The organism is Parendozoicomonas sp. Alg238-R29 (genome assembly GCF_947331445.1).
GTDB lineage: Bacteria > Pseudomonadota > Gammaproteobacteria > Pseudomonadales > Endozoicomonadaceae > Sansalvadorimonas.
On sequence record NZ_CAMZOG010000051.1, the window covers coordinates 1 to 16,485 of the forward strand.

The 16,485-nt window shown below is 46.9% G+C and carries 16 protein-coding genes and 1 riboswitch; of the genes, 9 read left to right on the forward strand and 7 right to left on the reverse strand.

Annotated elements, in window-relative coordinates:
• A partial coding sequence (locus QMA35_RS13370) for a hypothetical protein (protein ID WP_281647654.1) occupies positions 1 to 586 on the reverse strand: 586 nt, incomplete at its 3' end.
• 238 nt (positions 587 to 824) lie between these two features.
• Between QMA35_RS13370 and QMA35_RS13375 the strand changes: the two genes are divergently transcribed.
• On the forward strand, positions 825 to 1,124 hold the full coding sequence (locus tag QMA35_RS13375; protein WP_281647655.1) for a transposase: 300 nt from the start codon (positions 825 to 827) through the stop codon (positions 1,122 to 1,124).
• Positions 1,125 to 1,349: 225 nt separating this feature from the next.
• Positions 1,350 to 1,553, forward strand: a complete 204-nt coding sequence (locus tag QMA35_RS13380; protein WP_281647656.1) for a hypothetical protein — start codon at positions 1,350 to 1,352, stop codon at positions 1,551 to 1,553.
• A gap of 72 nt (positions 1,554 to 1,625) precedes the next feature.
• Here the strand turns inward: QMA35_RS13380 and moeA are convergent, their stop codons facing one another.
• Positions 1,626 to 2,861: a molybdopterin molybdotransferase MoeA gene (moeA, locus tag QMA35_RS13385; protein ID WP_281647657.1), complete on the reverse strand. Its 1,236-nt coding sequence runs from the start codon at positions 2,859 to 2,861 to the stop codon at positions 1,626 to 1,628.
• A 298-nt stretch (positions 2,862 to 3,159) separates the two neighbouring features.
• On the opposite strand from moeA, the gene QMA35_RS13390 reads away from it, so the two are divergent.
• A complete protein-coding gene (locus QMA35_RS13390; protein WP_281647658.1) occupies positions 3,160 to 4,335 on the forward strand; it encodes a TLC domain-containing protein in 1,176 nt (391 codons plus the stop codon).
• Between the two features lie 67 nt (positions 4,336 to 4,402).
• On the opposite strand, the gene mobB is transcribed toward QMA35_RS13390, so the two are convergent.
• The 4 genes from mobB to QMA35_RS13410 all read right to left on the reverse strand — a co-directional run bounded on the left by mobB (position 4,403) and on the right by QMA35_RS13410 (position 8,740).
• On the reverse strand, positions 4,403 to 4,924 hold the full coding sequence (gene mobB / locus QMA35_RS13395; RefSeq protein ID WP_281647659.1) for a molybdopterin-guanine dinucleotide biosynthesis protein B: 522 nt from the start codon (positions 4,922 to 4,924) through the stop codon (positions 4,403 to 4,405).
• Positions 4,925 to 4,927: 3 nt separating this feature from the next.
• Positions 4,928 to 5,908, reverse strand: a complete 981-nt coding sequence (moaA, locus tag QMA35_RS13400) for a GTP 3',8-cyclase MoaA (RefSeq protein WP_281647660.1) — start codon at positions 5,906 to 5,908, stop codon at positions 4,928 to 4,930.
• Positions 5,897 to 6,042, reverse strand: a riboswitch (molybdenum cofactor riboswitch). Its footprint overlaps the gene before it by 12 nt.
• Before the next feature lie 72 nt (positions 6,043 to 6,114).
• A complete protein-coding gene (locus tag QMA35_RS13405) occupies positions 6,115 to 7,836 on the reverse strand; it encodes a SufS family cysteine desulfurase (RefSeq protein WP_281647661.1) in 1,722 nt (573 codons plus the stop codon).
• A 157-nt stretch (positions 7,837 to 7,993) separates the two neighbouring features.
• The gene (locus QMA35_RS13410) at positions 7,994 to 8,740 is read right to left on the reverse strand and encodes a hypothetical protein (RefSeq protein ID WP_281647662.1); all 747 of its coding nucleotides are present in this window, start codon (positions 8,738 to 8,740) and stop codon (positions 7,994 to 7,996) included.
• Between the two features lie 378 nt (positions 8,741 to 9,118).
• Here QMA35_RS13410 and moaE point away from each other — a divergent pair, with 378 nt between their 5' ends.
• From moaE to QMA35_RS13435, 5 genes are all read left to right on the forward strand, one after another.
• Complete coding sequence (gene moaE / locus QMA35_RS13415) at positions 9,119 to 9,583, forward strand: molybdopterin synthase catalytic subunit MoaE (RefSeq protein ID WP_281647663.1); 465 nt, start codon at positions 9,119 to 9,121, stop codon at positions 9,581 to 9,583.
• On the forward strand, positions 9,583 to 10,362 hold the full coding sequence (gene modA, locus QMA35_RS13420; RefSeq protein ID WP_281647664.1) for a molybdate ABC transporter substrate-binding protein: 780 nt from the start codon (positions 9,583 to 9,585) through the stop codon (positions 10,360 to 10,362). Before moaE ends, modA begins: the two co-directional genes overlap by 1 nt.
• Positions 10,359 to 11,027: a molybdate ABC transporter permease subunit gene (gene modB / locus QMA35_RS13425; protein WP_281647665.1), complete on the forward strand. Its 669-nt coding sequence runs from the start codon at positions 10,359 to 10,361 to the stop codon at positions 11,025 to 11,027. The genes modA and modB overlap by 4 nt, the downstream gene beginning before the upstream one ends.
• Entirely contained in the window at positions 11,027 to 12,088 is a 1,062-nt protein-coding gene (gene modC, locus QMA35_RS13430; RefSeq protein WP_281647666.1) for a molybdenum ABC transporter ATP-binding protein, read from the forward strand. Before modB ends, modC begins: the two co-directional genes overlap by 1 nt.
• A gap of 404 nt (positions 12,089 to 12,492) precedes the next feature.
• Positions 12,493 to 14,283, forward strand: a complete 1,791-nt coding sequence (locus tag QMA35_RS13435) for a hypothetical protein (RefSeq protein ID WP_281647667.1) — start codon at positions 12,493 to 12,495, stop codon at positions 14,281 to 14,283.
• Positions 14,284 to 14,389: 106 nt separating this feature from the next.
• On the opposite strand, the gene QMA35_RS13440 is transcribed toward QMA35_RS13435, so the two are convergent.
• Positions 14,390 to 14,668: a transposase gene (locus tag QMA35_RS13440; RefSeq protein WP_348650946.1), complete on the reverse strand. Its 279-nt coding sequence runs from the start codon at positions 14,666 to 14,668 to the stop codon at positions 14,390 to 14,392.
• 247 nt (positions 14,669 to 14,915) lie between these two features.
• On the opposite strand from QMA35_RS13440, the gene dgt reads away from it, so the two are divergent.
• Positions 14,916 to 16,355, forward strand: coding sequence for a dGTPase (gene dgt / locus QMA35_RS13445; protein ID WP_281647669.1), 1,440 nt, complete (start codon positions 14,916 to 14,918; stop codon positions 16,353 to 16,355).
• Positions 16,356 to 16,485: the final 130 nt, after the last annotated feature.

The window sequence follows — 16,485 nt, forward strand, 5'->3', positions numbered from 1 at the left end:
GCAAGCGATATGTTGCAGAATTCAGATTGGATTGCAGGGTTTTAGGATTGGGGTCCTGCACCCACAACCTCACTGTTTCAAGGTCTACAGTTGCACTTAGCTGTGCTGCTTCTCGTTTTTCTGCAGGGTTGCCATTTTCTAATACATTCTGCAAGCGATATGCTGCAGAATTCAGATTGGATTGCAGGGTTTCAGGGTTCTGCACCCACAACCTCACTGTTTCAAGGTCTACAGTTACATCTAGCTGTGTTGCTTCTCGTTTTTCTGCAGGGGTGCCGTTTTGTTCTACATTCTGCAAGCGACATGTTACATAAACCAGGTTGGATCGCAGGGTTTCAGGGTTGGGGTCCTGCACCCACAACCTCACTGTTTCAAGGTCTACAGTTGCACTTAGCTGTGTTGCTTCTCGTTTTTCTGCAGGGGTTCCGCTTTTTAATACATTTATCAAGTGATTTTTTGCTGCTGATAAGGAGATTTTTCGTCCAGAAAAATTAGCTTCAGCTATGGATTTCTGCAGCTCTGATTTTGCAGCGTAAAGTTCTGGATTGACATGATAAGAAGACTGTACTCCGCCTATTGGGTTCATAATAACATCCTAAATCAGTTTTATTTGAATGTGTTTGATTGAGGAAGAAATGCTGAGTTCCAATTTTGTTAAGTATGATAACTACTCTGCAACCGCATCTAACAAATGGTTCCATCCGACCGCCTTCGGCGGCTGAACCAGGCGTTGAGCCTGTGGAAAAACTCTCCGATGCGCTGGTACTCCTGAGCGGAGCCGGTAAAATTCCCACATCTGCCCCAAAGATGCATTGCAGCGCACCATGCCTCGTTTCAAGCCTTACGACACCAGTCAGAATTTGCTTTTGCCGGTTAACCTGGCTGAGCAGCTTGTTCCCGGTTCTTTTGAGCACACGCTGAATGACCTGGTGGATCATGAAATCGACACTTCGATTTTTTATGACCATTACAACAATGATGATACTGGTCGTCTGGCCTACGCCCCTGCGATGTTATTGAAGGTGGTGCTGTTCGCTTATTCTCGTGGCATCACTTCCAGCCGGAAGATTGAGAAAGCCTGCCGGGAGAATATTGTGTTTATGGCGCTGTCGGCTAACAGCTAGCCACACTTTACGACCATCGCCGACTTTATCAGCCGTATGCATAAGCCTGTGGGGCTGCTGTTTATGCAGGTGCTGATGGTGTGTGATCAGTTGGGTTTAATCGGCAAGGATATGTTTGCCATTGATGGGCGGAAGGTGCCGTCTAATGCGGGCAAAGAGTAGAGCGGTACGCACAAGGAGCTGCATGATAAAAAGAAGAAACCGGAGAAGGCTGTCGGGTGTTTGATGAAGCGCCATCAGCCTCTTAAGGGCAATGTCACAGATCCAGGCAGTGCCAAGATGAAAACGTCTAAAGGCGTGATTCAGGGTTACTGCGGTGTGGCGGCTGTTTATAGCCAGCATCAGGTGATTATGCATGTTGAGGTTTACGGCAGTGGCGCTGAGCAGCCGACGTTGATTCCTAGAGATATAGTCAAATCTGGTGTTTGAGAGCATGTCAGGCGGCCTCCTGATAGAAAACTCGGCCGCTTGCGGCCGAGTTTTTTATTAACTTACAAAGTTTCAAGATGTGAGTTTATCAAAAGGCACAACAGAAACCTGCTCGCCTACCTCTACACCGGTGCTCCCTTCTGACAGGACAATGTAACAATTTGCCATACTCATTGAGCGAAGAATTCCCGAACCCTGACTGCCGGTGGTAACAACTGTGGTATTACCGTTCTGGTCTGTGGAAAGAATACCTCGCTGGTACTCTCTCCTTCCCGGTGCTTTTTTCAGTTTGGTTCCGGTTGTTGCCTTCAGTGAAATAGGTTCCCCGGATACCTGGCCAGACATGATTTTCAGGGCATGAACCGCCAAAATATGAAGAGTAATCGTTGCAGAAACTGGATTTCCGGGCAGGCCAAAGAACACACTGTTGGGCAGCTTACCAAAAGCAAAAGGTTTGCCGGGTTTGATGGCCAGTTTCCAGAAACCGGTTTCACCCAGTTCTTCCAGTATTTCTTTAATAAAGTCGGCTTCACCCACGGATACACCGCCAGAAGTAATGACTGCATCGGCTTCGCTGTCTGCGTGAATGAGGGCATCACGAATCACATCACGATCATCAGGCAGTTTGCCAAGATCGATAACGTCCATACCCAGACGATTGAGCATGGAAGTCACAATAATTCGGTTGCTGTCGTAAATATCACCATGACCCAGAGTTTCTCCGGGCAGTTTGAGTTCATCACCTGTTGAGAATACGGCGACTTTCAACCTGCGGAAGACTTTCGCTTCAGCAACACCCAAAGAGGCCATTAAGCCCAGGTTCTGAGGACACAGCTTGTGCCCCGCACTGAGAACAATGCAGCCCTCGTTGATATCTTCTCCAGCTTTGCGAACATTATTTCCGGTAGAGGGCTTTTTCAGAAAACGGATACCGTTCTCAGTTTTTTCAGTTTGTTCCTGCATTATCACGGTATCAGTGCCATCAGGAATGGCAGCACCGGTCATAATGCGGATGCACTGTCCCTGTGGGCAGGTTCCCTCGTAGGGGTGGCCTGCGAAGGACTGGCCAGCAACAGGGAGTGTATCGGTATGCTGCAGATCTGCTGCTGTAAGGGCATATCCGTCCATGGCTGAGTTGTTATGGGGCGGCACATTCATGGGGGAAATAATATTGGTTGCCAGAATGCGACCATCGCAGGAACCGAGGGGTAAAGTTTCTGTTTCCTTAACAGGGGAGACGCCTGCGGACAGTTTTTTCAGGGCATCATCCAGAGACATCAGTCCCGGTGCAGAACAGCAGTCAGACATGGGAAAACTCCTAAACTTTTATGAGTCTATTGTCGCAGATTTACCGGGATATCTCCTCTAGGTTTTGGCAAGGTTAGGCAGCAATTTGACCCACTCATGGGGTGACGTTTCAAACAGGTAATTCCACATTCTTGAGATAACCTCACCGATGACTTTTCGGTCGCGAGGTTCCCAAGCATAACAAGCATAAAATGAAGGCGTTGATGATTAATGAGCCGATAGCATGGTGTCAGTGATCGCTCATTGATAACTGGAATAACGGTCTAAACTCCCCGCTTGCTTTCAGGGGGAGAAGGGAGTGCGCAGTAGAGTATTCACTTGTTTTTCGTTGATCAGTACTTTGATGTTGATCAGTGCTTTGATGTTGATTTGTTCAGTACCAGTATTTGCTGGAGAACGGGTTTTATCGGATGAGCGTCTAAACAGTGAAATCTTCGAACCTGACGGTGCATTAATTCAAAAACAACCGAACGGATACCTGAAACTTGCTATCTCCTGTTCTGCTCTTTCCAGAATAGAAGACGGTACGACCCGCTGGATAAAGGTAAGATCGCCATCGCGCTTTACCCATTCTGGATCTGAAAACATAAAACTGAATAAACCCAGCTTGAAAGACATTTATGTACCCGTGGAATACGCCTTAATGGCGGGTAACACGGATCAGGCCACTACACAGGTTTGCGCTAAACAGTTTCTGGTACCGCAAGACAAAGTCTTCGTATCTCCCGCCAATAAGCCTTGGCATTCCTCTGACCTTGATCGTTTATCTTTGATGGATTTCAAGGGCTCTATCAACCCGAAAACGGGTATGCCAAGGCGAGGGTACAGTTTAAAAGAGAATGGGTTGTACCTGATTCCGCTTGTATCTGCCGCAGCGTTTATCGCGATGCCGGATTATAAAAAGAACCTTATAAACGCTCCCCTCATTCATGCATTGATCAGTGGTGTTGGTTCCAGTTACCTGTACTCAAAGAGAGATAAGCCTTATTGGCAGCGAGTTGTTGAAGATGAACCGCCTTCTGGCTGGTGGGATGTACTTCTTCCTCTGGTCAGTTATGGATATGCAGGGTATGACCTGTATTCATCCGCATCAGAAAGAGATTGGCTTTATGTCCTCCATGGGGGAAGTATGTTGTCTGTGTTCAGTGCGTTTGCGGCCAATGGTCGTGTACATCTGTTAACTGACACATTGATGCTGGAGAATTCAACCATATTTTATTATCTGAGAGATGTTGATCCGATTTTCCGAGTGGGGTTCGCGTCGACATTCTGTCTCTTGCGACTGGGCTTATTTCCCTATGGTTGGTGGCAGTATGTTCGTAATGTTTATCTGGAAGGCAAGGATTATCCGGGTTCAGAAATTACTAACCCTGCACTGTTATCTGGCGGGCTCATTTTTGGCGGGCTGAATATCTATTGGGGCGCGAAATTACTGCGGTATCTTGTCTTTGGTCCCAGAAAAAAGACTGAATAATAATGGGAAACCCTCACCGATACATTCTCCTGGGTGTTATCCGTAAGGGCGAATCTAAATATGAGGGCTATGAGCTTTGCTGTTGCTGATAGAACTTGAGAACAAACTCAGCAACCTGTTCAGGATTGTTAATATCCAGTTGGGGCAGGGATGTTGAAGGATGAGGTACATCCTGGCACAGGGCGATAATATGACTGTCTTTCTCAAACAAGTAAGGGCGGTCGAAGTCGTTGCGATGCAGCTCAATTTTGGGGATGGCCGCATCCCGAAAGCCTTCCACAAGAATCATGTCCAGTCGGTTGTGATCCAGCAGAGATAACTGGTCTTCAAACTTTGGGTCTTCAAAAGGGCGCTCTGTAACACAGATAGCTCGCCCCGGGGTGCTCAGTACTGTTTGGGATAAACCGGCATGGCGCAAGCGGTAACTGTCTTTACCTGGTTTGTCGGGTTCAATCGTATGATGAGAGGCCTTAATCAGACCAATACGTAACCCCTGCTCAACAATCTGGGGGATAACTTTTTCCAAAAGAGTAGTTTTCCCGGTTCCGCTAAAAGCCGTAAAACCGAGAATCGGTAGCTGTGTGTTCAACAATCAACCGCCTATGATCGACAAATTCGTGGTAGAGCCAGTGAACCCCTGATCCAGGAAATGTTTGTCTTCTTTTAATTGAAGAACTTCTTGAATGCGGGTCGTGAGCAGCTCCTGTTGATCATCACTCTGCAACAGATGACGCAGACTGTAACCCTGTTCTGCAAACAGGCAAAGTTGCAGATCACCCTGACTGTTCACCCGCAAACGGTTGCAGCTGTCACAGAAGTCTTTCGAGTAGGGCATGATCAAACCAATTCGCCCCTGGTAATCAGGGTGGCTGAACTCCTGCGCTGGCCCGGCATTATCTGGGCGAATCATCTGTACCCAGCCTTTATCCAAAAGCTGCTGGCGCACTACCTTTCCAGACAAGTGATGTTTGTTAAAGAATTCCGGCATATCACCGGTTTCCATCAGTTCGATCATGCGAACAGTGATGGGCTGATCCTTAATCCAGTCCAGAAAACGATCCAGCTCTCGGTCGTTAAGGTTTTTCATCAGCACAGTGTTGACTTTGATTGATGGCAAACCTGCCGCAAAACCAATATCTATGCCGCGAAGAATCTCATCAAGACGATCATGACCGGTAATGCGGTGGAACATAGCAGGCTCAAGGCTGTCGATGCTAACGTTCAGGTGAGTCATCCCAGAGTCAATCCAGCGTTCAATCCTGCGATCCATTTTGTAACCATTGGTGGTCACTGCAACGGTATCAATGCCAGGAACATCGCGAACAGTGCGAAGAATGCTGCAGAAATCGCTACGCAGTGAAGGTTCACCGCCACTGATGCGAATCTTGTTTGTACCCAAAGCAGCAAAGGCCGTTGCTATACGACGGATCTCGTCCAGACTGATAGCGGTTTTATGTTGTGGTTCCTGACATCCATCAGGAAGACAGTACTGACAACGAAAATTGCATAAATCCGTTATAGATAGCCTGAGGTAGGGGAAGCGTCTCCCCTGGCGGTCTTGCAGTTTATTCATTGAACACCTTTCCAAAAGGTCCGGGAGGCTGGGGGATTTCTCACCTCAACCCGGTGATGTAGTTATCCATCACGGCTGCGGCCTCATGTCTGTTTATCAGATTTAGAGGGCGCAGCTCGGCGCTCTTTATCAGTTTCAGTCGATATTGACAGGGATACCATCATAACAAATTTCTTGTGATAGTGATGGCGTAGTTAACCCTGCAACTAACGGTATCGCTGTGCTATCCCCTGAATTTCCTGAACAATGGCACGCAGGCCATTTCCCCGAGAAGGGCTCAAGTGATTTGAAAGCTCAAGTTCACCGAATACGCTATCAATGTCGCACGATAATAAATCTTCCGGTGTCCGGCTGTTCAGGCAGGCCATAACAATAACTGCCAGCCCTCTTATAACCCTGGCGTCACTGTCGACTGCAAAGTGCAGGGTCTGGTCATTTTCACGGTAATGGTGATGCAGCCAGACGGTACTTTCGCATCCGGACAGCCGCGCTTCATCCTGACGCATATCATCAGGCAGAGCGGGGAGATCCCAGGCCAGTTGCATAATATTACGGTAGCGCTCCTGCCAGCTTTTTTTACTGAGAAGTGCCGTTCGTAAACGCATCAAGTCTTGCTGGTTATAGAAGGGTGTCGCTGCAAAGGGGGCTGGCAGCTGATTGTCATCTGTCTGGCGAGGTTGCTGGTTGAGCTTTGGTGTTGAGGCTTTACCTTCACTGGTGTTTTGTCTTGTGCAAATTTTACGTAGAGCGGCTGTGAGCCGGTCTACGTCTTCACGGGTGTTGTAGCAGGCTAAAGACGCTCTTATAGTGCCGGGTAATTCCAAGGCTTCCATAAGCGGCATTGCGCAGTGATGGCCGGTACGCACAGCGATACCTTGTTGATCCAATAGCACGCCAATATCGTGATTGTGCTGGCCCTCCACAACAAAAGACACTACTGCTGTTTTACTTTTGGCCGTACCTATACGGCGTATACCAGGAATATGATCCAGCCCCTGTTCCAGGCGGAAACGGAGTTGTTGCTCCTGCTGGGCTATAACTTTTCTGTCGAGGTTATTCAGGTAATCAATGGCGGCTGCCAGCCCAACAACACCAGAGATGTTGGGAGTGCCGGCTTCAAAGCGAAAAGGCGGTTTATTAAAGGTTGTGCCTGAAAAGCTGACTCGCTCAATCATCTCGCCACCGGTTTGCCAGGGAGGCATGTCATTGAGCAGTTCTCTGCGGCCGTAAAGAACACCGATACCAGTAGGCCCATAGACCTTGTGGCCGGAGAATACATAAAAGTCACAACCCAGCTTTCTGACATCTACCGGGAAGTGGGCAACAGCCTGCGCGCCATCAATGATAGTGGTTGCGCCAACTTCCTTGGCTTGGGTCATCATTGTTTCTATTGGGTTGATAGTGCCCAATGCATTAGAAACATGGGTAACAGCCAGCAGTTTTGTTCTTTCGTTAAGCAGTTGCTGGTAAGCCTGCAGATCCAACTCCCCACTCTCGGTAATTGGTATCACACGAATATGCGCGCCGGTATGCTCGGCGATCTGTTGCCAGGGCACGATGTTGGCATGGTGTTCCATGGCGGAAAGAATAATTTCATCACCAGCCTTGAGGTTGTCACGACCCCAGCTCCAGGCTAGCAGGTTCAGGGCTTCTGTAGCGCCGCGAGTCCAGATGATTTCTTCTGTATGGCCAGCATTAAGAAACTGGCGAACCTTATCCCGAGCCTCTTCAAAAGCATGGGTTGCCCGGGCACTCAGCACATGGGAGGCACGATGAACATTGGCATTGGCATAGCTGTAGTAGTGACTGACGGCATCAATCACTGAACGGGGCTTTTGTGTTGTCGCCGCATTATCCAGCCAAGCTAAAGGAAGGCCGTGAGCTGTTTCAGAGAGAATCGGAAACTGGAAGTGAATATCTGACGTCATGAAAGTTTGTCTTGTTAACTGATAGCAGCGCGTTGTCAGGTTATCTGCTTAGGCAAGTATTTAGGTGCGGGCAATCTTACACCAGACTGTAAGTGGTTACTTCGTCTATTTGCTCTTAAATATTTGCTCTTAAAAATAGTGTTTAACTTCAGTTTTGTTATTGGAGCCAGCGCCACAGCCAACCGACTTTTGGCAGACAGTCTTGTAAAACCTCTTCCTCGGTTTTGTTGTCGACATACGCTAAGTATTCGCACCAGTTTTGCTGAAGCCCCTTACCTGTTTCACTGTAGAGATAGTCACTGAATTCCTTGTTAAAAAAATCAAAACTGTCTTTTACGGAATCGTGCATTCTCCGGTGTATTTTTTTTACCGTTCCCGGAAAACGATGCTCAATCATAACCAGCATGCCGGCAGTATGAATGGGCTGATAACTGTATGAGTAGCCTTCTTCCCAGAATGTTGGGCAGGGGTTATCTTCGTCATAAACGACACATGTTTTGTCTATAAAATGCTTCTCAATGTTTTTATGCTTGATGGCCTCGCTTGTTCTCTTTAGGTACATTTCAAATGTGAAGGCTTCAAAACTGGTAAAACGCTGGTAGTCAGCCAAAGCTTCTGAAATCCAGATAGGGCGTCTGAAGCCCTCCTGTCGGTAGCGGCTCTGCAACAGATGGGTGAGTTCGTGGATAATCAGTCCGCCGCTCTTGTGTTTTAACCCTTTCAGGTAACCATCATAAATAATAAGGGAATCCGTGCTTGTTGTGTGAGCCAGAGCTTCAGGGTCGTTTTCGTCTTTATGCCGTAAAAATATGTCAATTTTGGCATCGGTTTTCAGCGTTTCATCTGTCCAGAGCTGCTCCCTGAGGCGCGGATACCACTCTCGTATAAATTCTATTAAATCCAACAGATCTCTCGGGATCTGTGGTGATGTTCGATCATATATAGCGCCTTTGGGTAATTTTTTGTAAATGTGGGAATCTATATTCCATATCTGAATATTTGGCACAGGAATGGTATCTGGAGCATGCCCAGAATCCGATGCATACAAGGGCAATTGCAGGAGCATCATTATAATAAGGGCTTTTAATAGAAAGCCGCTGGTCGCTGACATGATGAAATCTTTCCCTGAACATCTGTTTCAGTGAAGTAAGACAGTATCGCGGCAGGTTTGTTATCCGATTGCCAACATGAGTGTTAGCAATACTGACCATGCTGCTTGCCGGTGACACGGAAATCGGTATCCTGTGGTTCACCCTGACGTTAGTTTTTCCGGAGTTTTTGCGTGATAAGTGTCCAGACCCGCGATTTTGATGTGGCTGCAGAATATCAGGCTCTGTGTCTGTCCTCTGGGACGGGGGCTGCTGTTATGTTCAGTGGCCTGGTTCGGGATATGAATCTCGGTGACTCTGTTGGAGGTTTGTATCTGGAACATTATCCGGGTATGACCGAAAAATCTTTAGAAGCCATTGTTGAGGAAGCCAGAGTCCGGTGGAACCTGGATGATTTAAGGGTGATCCACCGGGTAGGGCAACTCAAGCCTGGTGATCAGATTGTTTTTGTTGGTGCGGCTAGCGCACACCGTCAAGCAGCTTTCGATGCCTGCCAGTTTCTTATGGATTACCTGAAAACACGGGCTCCCTTCTGGAAGCGTGAACAGACAACAGATGGAGACCGATGGGTAGATGCCAGGGATTCTGATGCGCAGGCAGCAGAACGCTGGAATGAAGAGCAGGAGATTTCAGAATAATGCGTCGTTTTCTCGCCGCTTTTATTGTTGTTTTTACTGCGACAGCTGCTCAGGCGGACACTCTGCGGGTGGCTGTTTCTGCGAACTTTCGCCAGGTTGCCGAAATACTGGCAACAGAGTTTGAAGAGCAGACTGGTCATACAGTCACGCTGTCGTCCGGTTCGACTGGGGCACTGTACAACCAGATTTCCTATGGTGCGCCTTTTGATGTGTTTTTGTCCGCCGATAGTCGCAGACCAGAGATGTTGGCCGAAACCGGTAGAGTCAGTGGTAAACCAGTGACTTATGCTTTTGGTCGTTTGGTGTTCTGGCAACCCGGCTCAACAGAGGTTACCTACAAAACCCTGAGCGGCTGGAATGAAAAGTTGGCCATGGCGAATCCGGATACCGCCCCTTATGGGTTGGCGGCTCGACAAGTTCTGGAGAACCTGGGCCTCTGGGAAAAGAAGAAATCTCTGGTGGTCCAAGGGACCAGTATTCAGCAGGCATGGCAATATGTTGCCACTGGGAACGCGGGTGCTGGTTTTGTGGCCTTGTCGCAATTGCGTACGGATGATGTACAGGACGGTTACCTGTTACTTCGTGATGAGCTTTATAACCCTATTCGTCAGCAGGCTGTGGTTCTTTCAGGCAGCAAAAACCAGAAGCTAGGTCAGGATTTTCTTGATTATATTCTTGCAAAAAAACAGCAGATTATTGTGCAGAAAGCAGGATATTTCCCAGCTGTTGACCCAGTTGTAGCCAAAGTTTCAGATACAGAAGGAAGTCACACGCCATGACTGGTGAAGCCTGGCAGGCCGTTAGTGTAACCCTGCAACTTGCAGGGTTAACGACATTGCTGCTTATTGCAATTGGCCTGCCGATGGCGTGGAAACTTGCTGGGATGACCAGCGGTTTCCGCCCGGTTCTGGAAGCTCTGGTTGGCCTGCCTCTGGTACTACCGCCGACTGTGCTGGGCTTCTATCTTCTGGTGGCATTCTCGCCCAATAATTTGCCCGGGCAAGTGTGGCAGGATTTAACCGGTACAACTCTGGCATTCAGTTTTTCAGGGCTGGTTTTGGCGTCTGTAATTTACTCCCTGCCTTTTGTCGTTCAACCATTGCAGCGTGCTTTTGAACAGCTGGATCGCGGACTGTTGGAAGCTGCCTCCTCTTTGGGGGCTGGCCCAATAGACCGCTTCTTTTCTGTTGTGTTGCCACAAACTTTCCGACCACTGCTGCTTGCGGCCTGTTTGGGCTTTGCTCATACCGTAGGTGAGTTTGGTGTGGTTCTGATGATTGGTGGAAATATTCCCGGAGAGACCCAGGTGCTCTCTATTGCTCTTTATGATGCGGTGGAAACTCAGGACTTTGCCAGCGCTCACACGATGGCGGCTGGATTAATGCTGTTTGCCCTGGTTCTTCTCATTGCACTTTACAGTCTGGACCGGAAAGGACACCGTTGATGTTATCTCTGGATTTTCACTACGAGCGGGATGACTTTCAGTTACAGGTGCGTGAGACCTTTGCCCTGGATGGCGTAACCGGTGTTATGGGGCCTTCGGGGTGTGGCAAAACCACATTACTGCGTTGTATTGCCGGATTGGAAAAGAGTGTGCAGGGAACGGTTTCTTTCTCAAATGCTTGTTGGCAGGACTCAAAGATATTCGTACCTCCCTACAAGCGTGGTATTGGCTACGTGTTTCAGGATGGGCGTTTATTTCCCCATCGGAATGTTCGGGATAACCTGAATTATGGTTTGCGCCGTAGTCGTAAACGTCATGGCCCTTCTTTTGAAAGTGTTGTTGAATGGCTTGAGATTGTTCCTTTTCTGGATCGCTCGGTAACAGAACTATCAGGAGGGCAGCGGCAAAGAGTTGCAATCGGGCGAGCTTTATTGGGGGCTCCACGCCTTTTATTGATGGATGAACCTTTAGCCGCTCTCGACTGGGCTTCCCGGGTGTCGATCATGCCCAGACTGCGGGATATTAATCGCCAGTTTGGTGTGCCGGTATTGTTTGTCAGCCATGACCGGGAAGAGATGGCTCGCCTTTCTGATGAGTTGGTGTTGATGGAAAACGGTTGTATCGAAGAGCGTGGCCGCAGTCGTCAACTACTCAATCGTGCTCAGGGTTCATTAGCTGATGATCATGCGCTTTCTGTTCTGGAGGCACAGGTGGTAAGAACTGACCGACCTTACGGAATTACTGAACTGGATGTTGATGGACGCCGGTTGATGGTGGATCAGTCGAATCTTAAAGAAGGTCAATCGGTTCGTGTTGTTGTTCCTGCAGCAGAAGTGAGCCTGTGCCTGGAAGATATTGAACGTATCAGTGTTCAGAATCGCCTGAAAACAACCCTCACGGATATTCGAGATATTGATGAGCATCACGCCTTGGTGGTGCTAACCCTTGAAGAACAAAAATTGCTGGCATTGATTACTCGCCGCTCTCGACACCGGTTGGCATTGAAAGTGGGTATGCCCGTGTATGCACACTTTAAGGCAGCTTGTTTGGAGGTTGTTTAATTGAGAACGCCCCTGGCTCTTTTCTTAATTATCACCCAATGTGGCGCTTAATTACGTTGACGGAGCCAACGTCTGTTACTTTTTCAAGATGGATAAGAGGTTCTGACCTATGTACGGACCATACATTGTCCCGTACGTAGGTCTCGTATATAGCCTCTAGGTATAACCATGAAAGTCCTCGGAAATACCGAACTCGAAGAGCAAACCTCAACACACTCTAATACGTGTTATTTTGTGTTTGATTCTGAAAAGTGCCGAAATAACGGCATACATACTTGTTATTTTGTAATTCTTTCCAATTAATAGAATCAATTGACTAAAAACTAACAAAAAAATCGTGCAGAAAGCTAGATAACGTTTTTCATCTACAATTTTTTTATTGATGGATTATCAAGGATTGATTGATGAGCAACTTTATTAGCTGTCGGATTGCTGCATACAAAGAAGATATCAGGATTCGGACAAGTAGAAATGAAAGCACACTTGCAGCAGTATTTAAAGCTATTCCCTCTTTGTGGTATGGGCGCTGTATAGTTTCAGTCGATGTCCAACAAACACATATGCAAATGACACCTCGCTTTTCATCGCAATCGGATCCTACGAATAGTACACAGCCAGATCCTGTTAATAAATGTCCGATTGGGTCTCGCAGTTCTTCGATTAGAAATGAACCTCATAAACAGGTGTCAGACCCATCAACGACAAACAAAGTGGATGAAAATAATGATACTGATACAGTAGATAGCTCTCGTCTCACCACACCAGACCCATCGATAAGCAATATGCCATCAACGGATGGCTCAAATATCGATTTTTCAAGATTAATCAGTATAGATACAGAGAGATCCTATACACCCCAGTCTTCTATTGATTTCAGTAGCGATGGAGACATGAGTAGCGAGCTTGATATCCATACCGCAGGTAGTGCTAGTGATGAGGATAGTGACCTTGAGTTTCCTGATCTTCCTGATCTTCCTGAGCCTCCTGAGCCTCCTGGTGGCAACCAACCAAGACGCCCACGAAGCCGTAACCTACCCCTTCCGAATATAAATCACAGAGGGGATGTGGATACTAACTTCAATCTTCGTCCATTTGTTCCTGTCGTGGTACCTACTTTTAGACCTATTTTTCATCGTCATGGAAGTAGTAGTAGTGAGAGTAGTAGTGGTGAGAGTCATGCTTTAAGTACTCCGCCAGCATCACCGAACAGAAGCTTGTCTACATCTTCAGACCTGAGTGCATTGTCAACCAGTGAGTATCCCATTGGGCCATCAAATCCACCGGACTATTCATTGAGTTCTTTGCCTGCATACCGCCGTGACGGCTCGACGCCACCACCTCCTTATGAAACTGTAGTTGGCCCTCATGTAGTAAATCATGCAACAGATCATACTTCTGTGGCTACAGCTGGTCTAACAGATATGTTAGGGACTGCTTTAGTCGAAACATTCGATGATCCCCTTAACTTGAATTTCCAAAAACAGTTTCAAAACCTTTTGAGGAGGCTAAATGAAAGCAACCCTTTATATAAATATCCAGGCTTCGTTCATTATGGTGTGAATTTTACCAAAACTCTGCTGTCCCCTGATGCTCGGAATGAGCTTTTGCAAGAACTCAGGCGTGAACTGAGATCACCTGCGGCCCATGGAAAAAACGACAAAGGTATTTTTGCTAATGCGATGCGAAATATAAGAGATAGACGTAAAAATCTTGATGGAAAGGCAGCAGCATTCCAGGATTATATTGATGGTATTCTTTTAAGAAAAGATTTCGATGAATTTAACTTGTCGGACGAACTTGATGACATGCTATCAACATTTAATCGTGAAGCCCCCAGTGATCTTGTTTATTTGTGTGATAGATTTCATTCGAACGAAAAGTACGCAAAGATCATTGACGAAATAAAGGCTACAGATGCTTATAATAACGATCGGGTAGCTGTGACGGCAAAAGAGACAGCAGCTTATCTATGTTCAAAATGTATTGAGGCTGAGGCAGACAATCAAAGCAATTCTAGAGTTTCTAAACGTATTGAAACTGTTAAAAATAATATTACTAATAGAATGCCTTATGTTCTCAATGAAGTACGTTTGCCGGAAGAGGTACAAGAGAACCAATATTTTGAAAAGTTTTTACTTGAAGAACTTCAAGAGTTCTATGAAGCCTTTCAGGAAGCAGACGCACAAAACGATTGATATTGATGTGTGCCAACCCTATGCATAAAGAATCTCCAAGCATGCATAGGCTGTATGCTCGCCCTGAAAAAGCCAAGGATCTTCTTCTTTTGCCTCTGGATTGACCTCAACCCTGAACTGACAGCATTGAGAAACTGTCTTTTGTCTTCAATGCCATACGACCAATTCGGCCAGACTTCAGAACACTCCAAACAAGCTCAACCGGGTTCAACTCCGGAGAGTAAGGCGGCGGGATATGGATATCCAGAAGGCGATCCTCACTTCGAAGATATTTCATGACCTTTTTCGCCTTATCATAGAGCCTTATAATATCCGTAGTCGGTAGAGTCTTTGGTGAGAATGATATGAGAGAGGGCATCCTGTTGATCAGGTAAAAGTTTGGCATTCTTACTGTGAGCGATAGGGCGCGTTTTCAGTGCCTCCAGACCACCTTTCTCATAGCGGCCAATTCAGCGATAAATGCAAGAAATATCAGTACAATACTCTTCAGAAAGGTGTTTGACTTTAACCCCGTCGAGCCACTTTTGAATAGCTTCAACTCGGATATTTTCTCTTACCTTTTGGAGAATATGTTTACTTGTATGGATAGAAAAACTATCGTGAGAGGGGTTTAAAAAATAGTTTCTACGATTATGAACTACCGTGACAAAATAACCTGTCGCCGTCAGCGCCCGACTACTGTTGAGGGACGGGATATTGTTGAAGAGACGGAAAGTAATCGTGGGCGTATTATTCAGTCCGCCGCTATTCGCAGGCTTCAGCAGAAAACCCAGGTTTACCCTCTTGAAACCAATGCGGCAGTACGCAGTCGTCTGACTCACTCTTTGGAAGTTCAGCAAACCGGCCGGTTTATTTCTCGCTGTATCCTTCATCGCTTAAAAGAAGACGGCAAGCTGAAAGAGTTGGGGCTGGATGGCATTGAAATAGCCTTTACTAATCTGGTGGAAATGGCGTGCTTGATGCACGATGTCGGTAACCCTCCATTCGGCCATTTTGGTGAGGCAGCTATTAATGACTGGATGGAAAAGAACTCTGAGGACTGTTTTTCCCGAGCTTTGGGAAAGGCCAAAGAAACACCTCTGTTCAAAGAAAAGCTGTTACCTGACCTTCTCCACTTTGAGGGCAACGCTCAGGGCTTGAGAATTATTCACAGCCTCCAGAAGTTGAACCTGACTTGCTCACAGGTGGCCGCGCTGGTGAAATATACCCGGCCGGCCTGGCAACAACAGGCTGATAAAGGTTACACCTATCGCCAGAAGAAGCCGGGCTGTTATTACAGTGAACAATCTTTGCTGGAAATGATTTGGAAGCATCTTGATATTGCCACCGGAAATCGATATCCACTGGTTTATATCATGGAGGCTGCCGATGATATTGCCTACTGTATTGCTGATCTCGAAGACGCGGTTGATAAAGGTATTTTGAATCTGAAACAGTTGCAGCAGTTATTGCAGGAAGAGTGGGATAACCAGTGTAAAAGAGCCGGTTTGGGTTTCAGCCGATACCTGCCTGGTATTGTGGATCAGGCTCTGGATGATAACGCCTCATCTCATCTTTTTGTAACACGTTTCCGCACACGTCTGGTGAAAGACCTGGTGGATTATGCAACCATCCGCTATTGCGACCATCATCAAGCCATTTTTGACGGTAGCCAGGATGAACCATTGATAGATGGGGGATCTGAGCAACATCTGGCTTTGCTGACTCTGAAGTGGGTTGCCCGTAAACATGTATTCAGTCAACCGGAGGTTGAAACACCTGAGCTTCGTGGTTATGCCGCTCTTATGGGGTTACTGGATATATATCGCCCCTTGCTGGAAATTTCACGGGAAAGTTTTACCGAGATTGTGAACGGGGAGCCAAACAAACACTTTATTGTACAGCGTTTGTACCACCGGTTGTCGGGTAAGCATCGAGAAGCTTATAACAGTGCATTGGCTGATCTTGAAGGATCGGACGATGAACTGCGGGCTCTTGAATGGTATTACCGGTGTCGGCTGATAATTGATTACATGTCAGGAATGACTGATAACTTTGTGCTTGATGAGTATCAGTGCCTTTCTGCCATTTAATTGAGAACACCCTCTAAGAACCTCTATCCTGCATGGCAATCTATTCTGAATAGAGCTTCTCTATTTTGTGGGTTGTTATGGGTTACTTTTTAAAACGTCAGCTTTTCAAGGGACTGAGTTTCATCCTGTT

Coding starts and splice junctions, on each gene's coding strand:
- dgt (WP_281647669.1), top strand. CDS start 14,916: ATGAACTACCGTGACAAAATAACCTGTCGCCGTCAGCGCCCGACTACT.
- QMA35_RS13440 (WP_348650946.1), bottom strand. CDS start 14,668: ATGCCAAACTTTTACCTGATCAACAGGATGCCCTCTCTCATATCATTC.
- moaA (WP_281647660.1), bottom strand. CDS start 5,908: ATGAATAAACTGCAAGACCGCCAGGGGAGACGCTTCCCCTACCTCAGG.
- modB (WP_281647665.1), top strand. CDS start 10,359: ATGACTGGTGAAGCCTGGCAGGCCGTTAGTGTAACCCTGCAACTTGCA.
- modA (WP_281647664.1), top strand. CDS start 9,583: ATGCGTCGTTTTCTCGCCGCTTTTATTGTTGTTTTTACTGCGACAGCT.
- QMA35_RS13375 (WP_281647655.1), top strand. CDS start 825: ATGCCTCGTTTCAAGCCTTACGACACCAGTCAGAATTTGCTTTTGCCG.
- modC (WP_281647666.1), top strand. CDS start 11,027: ATGTTATCTCTGGATTTTCACTACGAGCGGGATGACTTTCAGTTACAG.
- QMA35_RS13380 (WP_281647656.1), top strand. CDS start 1,350: ATGAAGCGCCATCAGCCTCTTAAGGGCAATGTCACAGATCCAGGCAGT.
- QMA35_RS13435 (WP_281647667.1), top strand. CDS start 12,493: ATGAGCAACTTTATTAGCTGTCGGATTGCTGCATACAAAGAAGATATC.
- moeA (WP_281647657.1), bottom strand. CDS start 2,861: ATGTCTGACTGCTGTTCTGCACCGGGACTGATGTCTCTGGATGATGCC.
- QMA35_RS13405 (WP_281647661.1), bottom strand. CDS start 7,836: ATGACGTCAGATATTCACTTCCAGTTTCCGATTCTCTCTGAAACAGCT.